Raw genomic sequence first — 13,527 nt, forward strand, 5'->3', positions numbered from 1 at the left:
TCATGCGGTCTTTACATCTTCACTACGTCGAGCAGCGTCTTCTTGCCCGCCTTGTAGTTGTACAGCGAGATCACGCCGTGTTGAAGGTCGCCCTTCGAGTCGAACGTGGTTTCACCGATCACACCCTTGTAGTCGGTGGTCGGCATGGCTGCCAGGATCTTCGCCGGATCGGTCGAGTTAGCACGCTTCATAGCGTCGACGACGATGTACACAGCGTCATACGTGAACGGAGCGTAGATCTGGATCGGCTGACCGAAACGCTTCTGATACTTGGCGAGGAACGCTGCGCCGCCAGCCATCTTTTCGAGCGCCATACCGGCTTCCGAGCAGACGATGTTGTCGGTTGCGTCGCCAGCCAGGTCCGCCAGCTTGTCGGTACACACGCCGTCGCCTGCCAGCACGCGCGCGCGCAGGCCGAGTTGCTTGGCTTGCTTGGCGAACGGGCCACCGGTGGCGTCCATGCCGCCGTACATGATCGCGTCCGGGTTTTCGCCCTTGATCTTCGTCAGAATTGCGCGGAAGTCGACAGCCTTGTCGTTGGTCGCATCATGCGACATCACGTTCATGCCGAGCGACTTGGCGGTCTTCTCGAATTCGTTGGCGAGACCCTGGCCATAAGCGGTCGAGTCGTCGACGATTGCGACGCTCTTCATCTTCATGGTCTTGGATGCGTAGTTAGCCAGTGCCGGACCTTGTTGCGCATCGGTCGCCACGACGCGGTAAGTCGTCTTGAAGCCCTGTTGCGTGTACGCCGGGTTCGTTGCCGACGGCGAGATCTGCACGATGCCAGCATCGCTATAGATCTTCGAAGCCGGGATCGAGGTGCCCGAGTTCAAGTGGCCGACCACTGCGACGACCTTATCGTCAACCAGCTTCTGCGCGACTTGCGTAGCCGTACGCGGGTCAGCTGCGTCGTCTTGTGCGTCGAGTTGCAGCGTGATTTTCTGGCCGCCGATCGACAGGCCCTTGGCGTTGATTTCTTCAACTGCCAGGCGCGCGCCGTTTTCGTTGTCTTTACCCAGGTGAGCGATACCGCCGGTCAACGGTGCAACGTGGCCGATCTTGACGACCTCGTCCGCCACCGCGCCCGTTGCCAACGACGCAAACAACATGGCCGCAGCGCTGATCGGCAAAAGCTTTTGAATCTTGATGTTCATGTAAGTCTCCAGTTTCGGTCCCAAAAACAACGTAATCGCCCTGTGCCCCCGCTTCCCTACACGTGTCGCTCAGTCCCGTGGACGACCACGCCGGTTGCATCGTTCATGCACTTGGCCAGCACGTTCACCGGACTGTTTGTGGCAGACGGCAAACCGTACTTGCGCGCAAGTGTAGGCCATCAAATTAAATTGTGGGACTTTTTTGAGGAAGTGGGATGAACACTAATAGCGTTTATCCAACAGGCGCCGATTCCGGCTGAAAAGACAGGCTGGAAAGCACCAGCCCATGCGGGTTTCCGCCAGGTGAGCCTTTCGTCTAACAGCACGGCCTAAAGCTTTTAGCGTGTTAAACCGTTAATGTTTCGAATAGGCTTTGTGCGTAAAAAAGACGCCTCGCAGGTTGCTGCGAGAGGCGCCTGAGCCAGGCTGAATCAATCATGCTGAATCAACGTTTGAGCGCGGCGATCCGTGCTGTCGCCGCATGCCATTCCTGCTCGAGTTGCCCGACTAGTTCCGCCGCACCGAGGCCTTCCCGACGCTTGCGGCCAAGCGGCGCGCCCTGGCCGGACCATAGAGACAGATAGTCGCCGTTATCCGCGCGGCTCGCGGTTTGCCGCAGTTCCTGAGTCAAAGCGTTTTGCACCGGATAGGGTGCGACCTTATGCGCCGATTCGCTCAAACGCTGCATCAACGGATTGCGTATGCCACGCGCATGGCGACCGGTGATCACGCGCGTCACCGAGGTCGATGTATCGGACATCGAGCGTACACGGGTTTTCCATGCCTGCGGTATCGCACTCTCCAGACAGGTGAGGAACGCGGTGCCCATCACTGCGGCTTGCGCGCCGAGCGCGAGCGCGGCGACGATGCCGCGTCCGTCCATGATGCCGCCGGCGGCCAGCACCGGCAGGCCGGTCGCATCGACGAGTTGCGGCACAAGCGCCATCGTGCCGACGAGCGCCTCCTCGAATGCGCCGATGAAAGTACCGCGATGCGCGCCCGCCTCCGCGCCTTGCGCGGCGATGGCGTCTGCGCCCGCGTCGCGCCAGGCGACACCTTCGGCAACATGCGTCGCGGTGCCTATTACATATAGGCCGTTGGCATGCAGACGGGCGACATCTTCGGCGCGAAGCAGTCCGAACGTGAAGCTCGCCACCGGCACGCGCAATTCGATCAGCATTTCCAGTTGCGCGCGAAAATCCGGTGCATAGCGTTCGAGCGGCCGACCCGGCGGCAAACTGAGGTCCGCGCGCAATGGATCGATTGCTTCGAGCGCGTGGCGCACGGCGGCTTCATCCGGCGCGGCCGGCTCCAGTACAAACAGATTCACGCCGAAGGGGCGATCCGTGAGCGCGCGAATCGCCGCGACTTCGCTCGCGATCTTCTCGGGCGACAATGCCGCCGCCGCGAGGAAACCGAGACCGCCGGCGTTCGATACCGCGGCGACCATCGCAGGCGTCGTCGCGCCGCCGGCCATCGGCGCCTGCACGACCGGCACCCGTAACTCGAAACGCGCCGCAAACGGCGTCACAAAACTGCCTTCATTCATGATCGATTCCCTCTGCGCAACACGCTCGCAGCATCGGCGAGCCAGGACTCTGGACTGTACCGAGCCGTGCGCGCGCGGAGAAATGAATTATCGAGAATGTTTCAATCGCCTTACGAGATTGTCACCGCGCGGCGGGCGTTGTCAGGCCGCGCGAGGCCTCGCTGCAAGGCGTTTCTTTTGATGGCAAACTGACCGCCCGCTTAAGGCATTCAGGCCTCTGGCATTCATTCAGACCGACACCGCGCTTCGACGCACGGGTAAATGGAGAGCACCATGAGCACGACTTCCCGCTGGATCGACATCCCCGCCGGCAACGACAGTTTCGGCGGCTATCTGGCGCTGCCCAAAGGCGGCAAGGGACCGGCCGTCATCATCATTCAGGAAATCTTCGGCGTGAACAGCCATATCCGCTCGATCGCGGATCAGTACGCGCAAGACGGCTACATCGCGCTCGCACCGGACGTCTTCTGGCGCGTGCAGCCGCGCGTCGAATTGACGTATGACGGCGCGGATCGCGAGAAAGGCATCGAGCTGATGCAGAAAACCAACGTCGACCAGGCGGTGGCCGACATCGGCGCAGCCGCCGCAGCGCTGCGCGCGATGCCGGAAGTGACCGGCAAGATTGCAGCGATCGGCTTCTGCTTCGGCGGTCAGCTCGCGTATCTGGCAGCCGCGCAAGGCACGCTCGACGGCGCAGTTGCGTACTATGGCGGCGGCATCCAGAACAAACTCGATCAGGCCGCGAAGATCAAAGTTCCGATGCAATTCCACTACGGCGAACTCGACGCGCATATTCCGCTGTCGGCAGTCGGCCAGATTCAGGAACGTTTCGCCGGCCGCACCGATGCGGAATTCAACATCTATCCGAACGCCGATCACGGCTTCAACTGCTCGGACCGCGCGTCGTATAACCAGCACGCCGCAGCGCTCGCGCATGGCCGCACGCTGACTTTCCTCGGCGAACGCCTGTAACTCGGTTACGCTCTCAAAGACGGCGCGCAACGCGCGCGCCGTCCTCTTCATTGTGCTTCCATGAACCGGGGGCGACGGGACGTCCAGCGCAGCGGTTCGTCGGCGCCGATGCAACATGCAGATTCCAACACTCGAGAGCGAGGGCCCCTCTGTCGTGCAATCAGACTATCTCGCCCATGACGCCATCGGCCTCGCCGAACTGGTTCGAAGCCGCAAAGCAAGCGCGCGCGAGTTGCTGGACATTGCGATCTCTCGCACCGAGGCCGTCAATCCCGCGATCAATGCGATCGTCCTGAAGGACTACGACGCAGCGCGTCAGCGTGCCTCGCGCGATGATGCGAGCAGAGCGAATGGCGCGAACCCTACGGATGGGGGAAGCGCGCAAGCGGCGCTCGCGGGCGTGCCCTATCTGATCAAGGATCTGGGCGCAGCGGTCGCCGGGTTGCGCATGGCGATGGGCAGCCGTCACTATCGCCACTTCATTCCTACCGAGGACGCACCGGTCGTCGCGCTTGCGAAAGCGGCCGGCCTCAATATCTTCGCCAAGACGAGCACCTCCGAACTCGGCCAGATGCCTTATACGGAGCCCGAATTGTTCGGCGCGTGCCGCAATCCGTGGAATCTCGACCATACGCCTGGCGGTTCAAGCGGCGGTGCGGGCGCGGCGGTCGCCGCGGGCATTGTGCCGCTTGCGCATGCATCGGATGGCGGGGGCTCGATCCGCATTCCCGCATCGTGTTGCGGACTGTTCGGCCTCAAGCCTTCGCGCGGACGTGTGCCGCGCCCGACGCCGACTCCCGCGGTCGGTGAGCTCGGCATCGATCACGCGGTATCGCGCAGCGTGCGCGACAGCGCGTTGCTGCTCGATCTGCTGGCGGGCAACGCAGACAGACCGCTCGGCGCGCCGGGCACTTTCCTTGGTGCAAGCCGCGAGCCATGCAAGCCGCTGAACATTGCCTACGTCACTGATCCGATGCTGGCCTTCTCGCTCTCCGCCGACTCGCGCGCCGCGCTCGAAGACGCCGCGCAACTCGCCAGTTCGCTAGGCCATAACATCGAACCGGTGTCGCTCGGCATCGATTTCGCGGCAATCCGCCATGCGTTCCTGATGATCTGGTCGGTGACGGCGGAAGAAATGGTGCTGAACGCCGATCGCATCACCGGCCGCAAACCGCTGCGCGACGAATTCGAAATCTCGACATGGACGATGGCGCACATCGGCCGCAAACTCGGCGAGCACGGCCTGCCCAGCGCACTGGAAGAACAGCGCCGCGTCACAGAACGCCTCGCCGATTTGCTGAACCGCTACGACGTGCTGCTGTGCGCGACGCTCGCCGACGCGCCGATCAAGATCGGCGAAATGCTCCCCACCTCCGCGGAGCGCATGCAGATGCGCGCCGTCACGGCAATGCCGCTCGAAGCCCTGATGAAGAAGGTGCTGACCGAAGCGTCGAACAAGGGGTTCGCATGGGCAGGATGCACGGCGTTGTTCAATCTGAGCGGACAACCGGCGATGTCGGTGCCGCTTTACTGGAACGCGCGCGGGCTGCCTATCGGCGTGCAGTTCGCCACGCGTAACGGCGGTGAAGCAACGCTGTTGCGGCTGGCGGCGCAACTCGAAGCGGCGCGGCCATGGTTCGACAAGCGGCCGCCGTTGATACAGGCGCGTAGCTAGACAAACGGTGCCCGGCGTATCGACTCAGGCGGGCGGCTTCAGTTGCTTGACCGCAAAGTCGGCAGATAGCTGAGCAGCAAAAGGCGTCTGTCGCGCAGGGCGGCAGACGCCTCGATGATCGGACCGCAGTCCGGCGCTGTCATGTTGCAGCGCATTTGCCGTGCCACTGAGCGTGTGCGCGGTGCGAACGAAATCAGGCCTTCTTGTTATATGCGCTGCACCAACCCGTGCTCGCGACCTGCTTGCCCGCAAACATCGGGCAGCCCGCGTAGGCGTCGGTCGGCTTGCCCTGATAGAAGCTGCAGTTGCCGCAGTCCTGGCCCGCTGCGTATTTCGCGAACTTGGCCTTGTCGACTTTGCTCGCATCAGCTTTGTAGCCGAGCGCTTGTGCGGTCGGATCGGTCTCGGCAACTTTCGGTGCGTCGGCAAAAGCCTGGCGCGATAGCGCGAAGGTGGATGCCACACCAATGCTGGTGATCAAAAACGTACGACGGGAAGATTTCATGGGGACTCACTCCATTTATATTGAACTGATCGCCGTTCTGATGACAGCGGTCCCCAAGGATAGCAATGAAGCCGTCGCGCGTGACAGCTCAAATGATAGAGATAAGCGAATTGGTACGACGCCGCGCTCGAATATCGAGCGCGGCACGCTGGTTGATCGCCTGGCGTAAGAGCCCGGGTGAAAACCCGGGGTGCGACGATTAGGCGCGGCCGCTCAATTCGCAGACTCGCTGCGCAATCGCCAGCGAGGCCGTCAATCCCGGTGACTCGATACCGAACAGATTGACGAGCCCGCGCACGCCATGGGCGGCCGGACCTTGAATCACGAAGTCGGCGGCGGGCTCGCCTGGGCCGGAAAGCTTCGGACGAATCCCCGCATAAGCGGGCTGCAAGGCATCGTCGGGAAGCGCCGGCCAGTACGCGCGAATCGCCGCGTAAAAAGACTCCGCGCGATGCGGATCGACGTCGTAATTGATCGCATCGACCCATTCGACGTCGGGACCGAAACGCGCCTGGCCGCCGAGATCGATCGTCAGATGCACGCCGAGGCCTGCTTCGTTCGGCATTGGATAGATCAGGCGGCTGAACGGTGCGCGCCCCGAGATGCTGAAGTAATTGCCGCGCGCGAGGTAGAGCGGCGGCACGTGGCGCGCGTCGAGTCCGCGGATCTTGCGCGCCAGCGAATTCGCGTACAAGCCGGCGCTGTTGATGAGGCATGCGGCGCTGATCGTGGTCGGCGCGCCGCCGCCCACCCGGATGACGAAGCGGCCGTTGCTTGCCTCGACCTCTTCGACCGGCGCATGGAACGCGCATACTGCCCCATCGCGTTCAGCGTCGCCCTGAAGCGCCAGCATGAACTGGTGACTATCGACGATGCCCGTCTGCGGCGAGAACACCGCCTCGACACATTCGAGCGCCGGTTCGAGCGCTTGCGCCTGGTCACCGGTAATCCGCATCAGATCGAGTACGCCATTTTCGCGGCCCTTCGCCATGATGCTTTCGAGCTGAGGAATCTGGTTGCGCGAGGTGGCCACCAGCAGTTTGCCGCAACGTGAATGCGGCACGTTGTGCTCGACGCAGTAGTCGTAGAGCATTTCGCGGCCACGCACACAGAGCCCCGCTTTCAGCGAGCCGCGCGGATAGTAGATCCCCGCGTGAATCACTTCGCTATTGCGCGAACTGGTGCCCACGCCGATCGCTTCGGCCGCTTCCAGCACGATCACCTCGCGCCCGCGCGCCGCCAGCGCGCGCGCCACCGCGAGACCGATCACGCCCGCGCCGATCACTACACATTCGATTTGATCCATGTCCCTTGACGCGGCTAACCTCGCCGCGCGCTGCCTCGTTCACCCGATAATCATGAAGACAGAGTGCGGCTATCGAGGACCGCACACCGCTCGCTGTCGAACGCATCTGGCCTTACGCAACCGCTTTGCAAAATTGTACGACGCTGCACAGACAGAAATGCCCGCAGCGGACGACTGCGGGCATTGGGTCTTGAGCACGTCCAAAACGTATGGGCCGGACAAGATTAGTGTACGCCGTCGACGGTCGCCGCGCTCAACTCTTCATGCGGGCGGGACGCCGGGTGGTGTCGCGTGGTGTCACGTAATGACATGCAATCGCACCTCACAATTAGCAACAATTGCCGAAGCATTAATCATATTTTTAATATGGATACCCGATTGGGGGCCATAAGAAAGCCGCCCGAAGGCCGCTTTCAGGCAAAAAACAGGGCAAAAAACCTCAAAAACCGATTGGTTTCCGGCGATTTCCATAATCCAGCCGGATGTCGCCGGCTTCGATCCGATCGCGCCCGCCGATGCGCGCCGCGCCGAAGCCATTGAGAATCGCGCGCCGCATTTCGCGGGGCGATGCCAGCTTCAGCGCATCGAGCGCGGCGTCGCCGAGCGTTTCGGGAAAGCGCAGACCCCAGTTATGCGCCGAGCGAATCTCGTCGTAGATCGATTGAGCGATACGGCGTGCGCCGTCATGATCCGGCGGCGGAATCTCGTACACGTTCATCCGGTTCAGAATCGGCTCCGGGATCGAGCGCTCGTCGTTCGCCGTCGCGATCCAGATCACGTGGCCGGCATTGATCGGAATCTCGGCGAATTCGTCGATGAAAGTCTGCGCCGTGTCGTGCTCGAGCAGCGCGTAAAGCGCGCCGAGCGGATCGTATTGCGAATCGCCGGTGGCCTTGTCGATTTCGTCGACCACGATCACGGGGTTCGCGTAGCTGCCGTTCACGAGCGCATCGAACACCTTGCCCGGCTTCGCATTCTTCCACTGCGACGACGCACCCGACAAAATCCACCCCGCCGTCAGCGAACTCATCGCCACGTATTGGTAGGCGGTGCCGAGCAGGCGCGCCAACTGCTTGGCAAAGTGCGTCTTGCCGATGCCCGGGTCGCCGAGCAGCAAGATCGGCATCAGTTCGAGCCGGTCTTCGGTCTCGAGACACAAGGCGACCTGCTTGCGGATATCGTCGAGCGGCTCTGAAAAGTTGGGCAGCGCCTCGATCAGATCGTCGATCGACGGCATCCGGTTCGGCTTGACGCAGAAGCGCAGATTGCCGGTTTTCAGCATCTTTTCGTAAGTGGCGCGCAGTGCCTCGTTCGCGCCTTCGCCGAGATCGTTCAGCGCGGCCTCGACCTGATCGAGGTCGTACACCCGACTGAAAGACGCCACGGCGAGTTCCTGTTTGACCATTGCTGTTGTCATGACTCACCCCGTCTGACTGGTCCTGCTGCTGCGGCACCTGGTGGGCGCCGTTTCAAGTCCAGTGTAGCGACGCCATATTCGTGTGCAAGCCAGCAGTCGTGCGGCTCTGCTGCTAACAACGGCTTGTTTCGGTGACGCCCCGGAGGAAGTCCCCTTGGGGGATTCCCCGCCCACCTGAAATGGTGTGTTGCAGAACCCGGCCCCGTTTGAAGTGTCAGAAAAGCGTTCAGCCCATCAGGCGTAAGATGGCCCTCTGACTACTCTGCCGGATGCAGTGACCGGAGACTTTTTTTATGTGGAAAACCAGTATCGTCGCTGCGCTGGCCGCCGTGCTGTTCGGCACCTCGCTGCTTGCGAACGCACAAGGGTCGACCCAGCAGGTCGTGCAATGGCAGTTGCAGGTCATGCGCGACGGCCAGCAGATCGATTCGTTCGACGGCACCACCACCGTCGGCCAGGCGCGGACGGACACGCATCACAAGGTGGTGCAGCATAACGTCGGCTGTAAAGACCAGCCCGGTGGCAGCATCGATCTGGCGCGCACTCTGACGGTCTCGCCGCTGCAGGCTGATGCAAACGCGGTCACGCTGTCGATCGAAGCCCAGGAAACGTTCGAGGAAGACGCCCCGCAACAAACCGATACCGGCTGCAAGCTGCCGCCGCAACCGCGTCAGGTGAGTGCGAGCCATCCCGGTCTGAAAGTGCCGGCCGGCCAGTGGACCAGTTGGACGATCGTCGACAAGAATCCGAACCTGGTCTATCGCGTGCGTGCGAGCCTAGCGAATAGCCCGAGCTAAGGCAACCCAGCGCGAATCACAGCAACCTCAAGCGAACTCACGCGAATAACCGAAGCCCCAACAGAACACGTGGACAACGCGGCATGCGAAACCCAGAAGAATTGATCCGCGAGAGCGTAGCGCCCAAGGATTTCATTGCGGTGAGCTGGAATCTGCATAAGGGCCGCACACCCCTCGGCTTTCATGCCTGGCAGGCGATGCAGCGCTGGGTTCAGTCGACCCACGCGGACGCGTATTTTTTACAGGAAGCGATGGCGCGGCGCATGCCTTCGCCGATCCTGGCCAGTAGTTTCGGCGCGCCGCTCGCCGATCCGTTGAGCGACGTCTGGCATTGCCAGGCCACCGAGATCGCACGCGCGGCCGAGCTCGAAATCGCACTTGGGCCGAACGTGTTCAAGCCGTCGTGGCGGCATGGCAATGCGATTCTGTCACCGCATCCGCTCGATCTCGGCGGGCGCTGGGATATCTCCGCGCATCGCTTCGAAAAGCGCGGACTGCTGGTAGCGCGAGCGACCTTCGGCGGTCATTCAGTCACGCTGCTGTGCGCGCACCTCGCACTCACGCGCTCCGCGCGTTTGCGGCAGATGAACTGGATCGCGCACTGGATCGCGAAGGAAGCGCCAGAGGGCCCGCTCGTTCTGGCTGGCGACTTCAACGACTGGCGCAACGACTCAGTACCGCTCTTCGCCGAACACGGCTTGCAGGAAGTGGCCACGCTGCTCGGTGAATCCGCCCGCACGTTCCCGGCCTTCTCGCCGGCGCTGGCGCTCGACAAGATGTTCGTGCGCGGCATGGAGCCGGTCGAATGGATCCAGCCGACGCAGGAAACTGCGTGGCTGTCGGATCATTTGCCATATATGGCACGGTTGCGGGTGGGGTGAGCCAAGTTGAAGGGGCGGCACGCATCTCGCCTCAGCGGCCCGACATTTCCCCTTTCGCGCGGATTCCCGCTGCTTTTGCCAGTTTTATCAGCAGGGTCAATGCTGCGGCGCACGGCGGGTTTCGGTATCATCCTGAAAATGTTGTCCGCGCGGCGCGCCTATCCGGCGCATGCCGGACAGCCGATGGCAGCCACCCTGCGCGGTTTTCGCCCATCGCCGTACCCTTGCTGAAGCGCGGCTGCAGCCACGCCAACGTACTTCGCGGCGCCGATCGTAACCATCGTCGGCGCCGACGCTTCCAAGTCCGGTAACCCGCTTCACCACGCTCAACCGCCGCGCCGCAGCCCTTCGGCAGCGGGCGCGGTAAAATAGCGGATTGCGCGTGATTCCCGATCTCGGGTTAGCGCAGCATCGCCCTTGCCGTGCCGGCCGGCTAAAACGACTGGCCGCCTTTGTTTTCGCACTATCCAAGAAGCCATGAGCAACCTGAATTCACAAACCGTCCTGAGCGTCCATCACTGGACCGATACGCTTTTCAGCTTCACCTGCACGCGCGATCCGTCGTTCCGTTTCGAAAACGGCCAGTTCACGATGGTGGGCCTCGAAGTCGAAGGCAAGCCGCTGATCCGCGCCTACAGCCTCGCGAGTGCGAACTACGAAGAGCACCTCGAATTCCTGAGCATCAAGGTGCAGGACGGCCCGCTCACGTCGCGCTTGCAGCACCTGAAGGTCGGCGACGAAGTCCTGATCGGCAAGAAGCCGGTCGGCACGCTGATGGCCGACAACCTGTTGCCGGGCAAGACGCTGTGGCTGCTGTCCACCGGCACGGGTCTCGCGCCGTTCATGTCGATCATCAAAGATCCGGACATTTACGACCGCTACGAGCGCGTGGTCCTGACGCACACCTGCCGTTTCGTCGACGAACTGGCGTACAAGGAATACATCACGGACCACCTGCCGGCGCACGAGCATCTGGGCGAGCTGGTGCAGGAAAAGCTGCTGTACTACCCGACGGTGACGCGCGAAGCGTTCCAGAACCGCGGCCGCATCACCGAACTAATCGAAACCGAAAAGCTGTTCGCCGACCTCGGCGTGCCGGGCTTCTCGCTCGAAGACGACCGCGTGATGCTGTGCGGCAGCCCGCACATGCTGCGCGACACGCGCAAGCTGCTCGACGACTTGGGCTTCCAGGAAGGCAGCAACAACGCGCCGGGTCACTACGTGGTCGAAAAGGCGTTCGTGGGTTAAGCGGACACTCAGAATTAGCGGCTCACGCCGCGTACACAGCAGAAAGGAGCCTTCGGGCTCCTTTTTTGTTGCTCGGTTACAAATCGGCGCCATCGCTTTAACATTTAGCGTCGGTATTATTCCTACAGAACGGGCGTTGCCGAACATCAACCATTGCGTGAAATGTACGCGCTAACCCTTGGTACGCCTGCATTTTTTCTTTTTTTGAGATATCATCGCGGCGCACGATCGGTCGGTTTATATGCCTGCCATGGCACGACCTGCATGTTACTGAATGTAAATTTCGTTACGCTGCGCCGTAGCAATTTGTCTGTCGCGCACAACGCGTCAAGGACATCACAGGAGGCCAGAGACTCGCATGTGTTCTTTTGTCTTCGCGCCGCCGATGCGCACCCGCTTCGCCGTCCACACCGCTTCCTGAGAGGGAAAGTCATGGATACGTCGACTGTCGTCCCGTTTAGCGCCCATATTCCGCCTTCACTTGCCCACGCCGCGCCGCAATCCGCTGCTGAGCGCGAACTCGCGCTGCTGCGCACCCGCGTCCGCAAACTGTCGGCTGAGCTCGTTCAGGCGCAAGAAGCTGCCTACCGCCATGTGGCGCGCGAGCTGCACGACGGCGTGGGCGCCGAGCTGACCGCGACGCGTTTCGCCCTTGCCGGCGTCGAAACCTGGCTGCCCGCCGATGCGCCGCCGCAGTGCGCCGCAGCGCTCGCCGTCGCGAATCGTTCGCTCGACGCCGTGTACACCGCCAGCCGCCAGGCCGTCGCGGAACTGCATGCGCCGTCGCTCGAGGCGGGCATTGTCGGGGCGCTGGCACAATGGACCCGCGACTTCACCGCACGTACGAACCTGCGCACGAGTTTCGTCTGCGCTGCCGACGTGCGGCTCACGCGCCTGCCCGCCGACGCCGCGCTGGCCGTGTTCCGGGTCGCCCAGGAAGCACTGAACAATATTGCCAAGCACGCGCAAGCCGAATCCGCCGACGTGCGGATCGAAACTGGCCGCCGTCACCTTACGCTGATCGTCAGCGACGACGGCATCGGCGTGACGCGCAACGCCCGCAGCCGTCACGGCCATTTCGGCCTGAGCGGCATGCAGGCTCGCTGCGCAGCCTTCGACGGCACCCTGCGCGTCAGCGCCCGACGGCTCGGATCATGCCGCGACGACAGCGGCAAAGTGTCGCGCGGCACGCTCGTGCATGCACGCTTTGCGTGGGATGCGATGCTGACGAGCGCGCTGGGCGCCGAGCGTCGCGTGCTGCAATCGTGAGCACGCCATCATGAGCCTGCGTATCCTGCTCGCCGACGACCACGCTGTGGTTCGCCAAGGCGTCCGCCAGTTGCTGCTCGACCGAGGCGTGGCGCGTGAAGTCACTGAGGCGCAAAGCGGCGCCGAAGCGCTCGAGGCCGTCGCCCAACACAGCTACGACGTGGTGCTGCTCGACATTTCGCTGCCCGACATGAACGGCGTCGAAGTGCTCAAGCGTCTGAAGCGCAAAGCGCCGCGCGTGTCCGTGCTGATGTTCTCGATGTACCGTGAAGACCAGTACGCCGTGCGCGCGCTGAAGGCCGGCGCCGCCGGCTACCTGTCGAAGACGGTCGACGCCGCGCAGATGATCGGGGCGATCCAGCAGGTCGCGGCGGGCCGCAAATACGTCAGCCCGGCCATGGCCGAAGCGCTGGCGGACTACGTCTCCTTCGACGGCGAACAATTGCCGCACGAAAAGCTCTCGGACCGCGAATACCAGACGCTGTGCATGCTCGCGTCCGGCAAGCGGCTGACGGATATCGCCACGACGCTATCGCTATCGGTGAAGACGGTCAGCGTATACCGCACCCGGCTGCTCGAGAAAATGAAGCTGCGCAATAACGCCGAGCTGACCTTCTATGTGATGAGCAACCGTCTCGTGGATCTGAATCCGGCGATGGCCGGCTGACGTTCTCCTTCCGCGATCGCTGCATGGCAGGCGATCGCCACGGACCGGATGGCAAGAGAGCGATTCCCACCCGATTGAGCGTGC

13 protein-coding genes are annotated in these 13,527 nt (G+C 62.5%); 8 read left to right on the top strand and 5 right to left on the bottom strand.

What is annotated here, in order from left to right:
- Positions 1 to 11: 11 nt before the first annotated feature.
- Both GNZ13_RS08355 and GNZ13_RS08360 read right to left on the bottom strand, forming a co-directional pair.
- Positions 12 to 1,157: a branched-chain amino acid ABC transporter substrate-binding protein gene (locus tag GNZ13_RS08355; protein ID WP_172162219.1), complete on the bottom strand. Its 1,146-nt coding sequence runs from the start codon at positions 1,155 to 1,157 to the stop codon at positions 12 to 14.
- Between the two features lie 445 nt (positions 1,158 to 1,602).
- Positions 1,603 to 2,706, bottom strand: a complete 1,104-nt coding sequence (locus tag GNZ13_RS08360) for an NAD(P)H-dependent flavin oxidoreductase (protein WP_172162221.1) — start codon at positions 2,704 to 2,706, stop codon at positions 1,603 to 1,605.
- Between the two features lie 273 nt (positions 2,707 to 2,979).
- Here GNZ13_RS08360 and GNZ13_RS08365 point away from each other — a divergent pair, with 273 nt between their 5' ends.
- Positions 2,980 to 3,678, top strand: a complete 699-nt coding sequence (locus GNZ13_RS08365; protein WP_172162223.1) for a dienelactone hydrolase family protein — start codon at positions 2,980 to 2,982, stop codon at positions 3,676 to 3,678.
- A 115-nt stretch (positions 3,679 to 3,793) separates the two neighbouring features.
- A complete protein-coding gene (locus GNZ13_RS08370; protein WP_216674759.1) occupies positions 3,794 to 5,353 on the top strand; it encodes an amidase in 1,560 nt (519 codons plus the stop codon).
- 193 nt (positions 5,354 to 5,546) lie between these two features.
- Here the strand turns inward: GNZ13_RS08370 and GNZ13_RS08375 are convergent, their stop codons facing one another.
- Complete coding sequence (locus tag GNZ13_RS08375; RefSeq protein ID WP_172162225.1) at positions 5,547 to 5,858, bottom strand: high-potential iron-sulfur protein; 312 nt, start codon at positions 5,856 to 5,858, stop codon at positions 5,547 to 5,549.
- On the opposite strand from GNZ13_RS08375, the gene GNZ13_RS08380 reads away from it, so the two are divergent.
- Positions 5,857 to 6,027, top strand: a complete 171-nt coding sequence (locus GNZ13_RS08380; RefSeq protein ID WP_172162227.1) for a hypothetical protein — start codon at positions 5,857 to 5,859, stop codon at positions 6,025 to 6,027. The two genes, GNZ13_RS08375 and GNZ13_RS08380, sit on opposite strands and share 2 nt — an antisense overlap.
- Positions 6,028 to 6,057: 30 nt before the next feature.
- Here GNZ13_RS08380 and GNZ13_RS08385 read toward each other — a convergent pair whose 3' ends face one another.
- Positions 6,058 to 7,164, bottom strand: a complete 1,107-nt coding sequence (locus GNZ13_RS08385) for an NAD(P)/FAD-dependent oxidoreductase (RefSeq protein WP_172162229.1) — start codon at positions 7,162 to 7,164, stop codon at positions 6,058 to 6,060.
- Positions 7,165 to 7,603: 439 nt separating this feature from the next.
- Entirely contained in the window at positions 7,604 to 8,581 is a 978-nt protein-coding gene (locus tag GNZ13_RS08390) for an AAA family ATPase (protein ID WP_172162231.1), read from the bottom strand.
- Positions 8,582 to 8,874: 293 nt separating this feature from the next.
- Between GNZ13_RS08390 and GNZ13_RS08395 the strand changes: the two genes are divergently transcribed.
- The 5 genes from GNZ13_RS08395 to rqpR all read left to right on the top strand — a co-directional run bounded on the left by GNZ13_RS08395 (position 8,875) and on the right by rqpR (position 13,443).
- Positions 8,875 to 9,378, top strand: a complete 504-nt coding sequence (locus GNZ13_RS08395; RefSeq protein ID WP_172162233.1) for a hypothetical protein — start codon at positions 8,875 to 8,877, stop codon at positions 9,376 to 9,378.
- A gap of 83 nt (positions 9,379 to 9,461) precedes the next feature.
- The gene (locus GNZ13_RS08400; RefSeq protein ID WP_172162234.1) at positions 9,462 to 10,259 is read left to right on the top strand and encodes an endonuclease/exonuclease/phosphatase family protein; all 798 of its coding nucleotides are present in this window, start codon (positions 9,462 to 9,464) and stop codon (positions 10,257 to 10,259) included.
- Positions 10,260 to 10,736: 477 nt separating this feature from the next.
- Complete coding sequence (locus GNZ13_RS08405; protein ID WP_153134273.1) at positions 10,737 to 11,507, top strand: ferredoxin--NADP reductase; 771 nt, start codon at positions 10,737 to 10,739, stop codon at positions 11,505 to 11,507.
- Positions 11,508 to 11,939: 432 nt separating this feature from the next.
- On the top strand, positions 11,940 to 12,776 hold the full coding sequence (locus tag GNZ13_RS08410; protein WP_172162236.1) for a sensor histidine kinase: 837 nt from the start codon (positions 11,940 to 11,942) through the stop codon (positions 12,774 to 12,776).
- A 10-nt stretch (positions 12,777 to 12,786) separates the two neighbouring features.
- Positions 12,787 to 13,443 (top strand): response regulator transcription factor RqpR, encoded by a 657-nt coding sequence (rqpR, locus tag GNZ13_RS08415; RefSeq protein WP_172162238.1) that lies wholly within the window; start codon positions 12,787 to 12,789, stop codon positions 13,441 to 13,443.
- The last annotated feature ends 84 nt before the right edge of the window (positions 13,444 to 13,527 follow it).

Origin of the sequence: Paraburkholderia elongata, from assembly GCF_013177735.1 — a bacterium.
GTDB classification, from domain to species: domain Bacteria; phylum Pseudomonadota; class Gammaproteobacteria; order Burkholderiales; family Burkholderiaceae; genus Paraburkholderia; species Paraburkholderia elongata.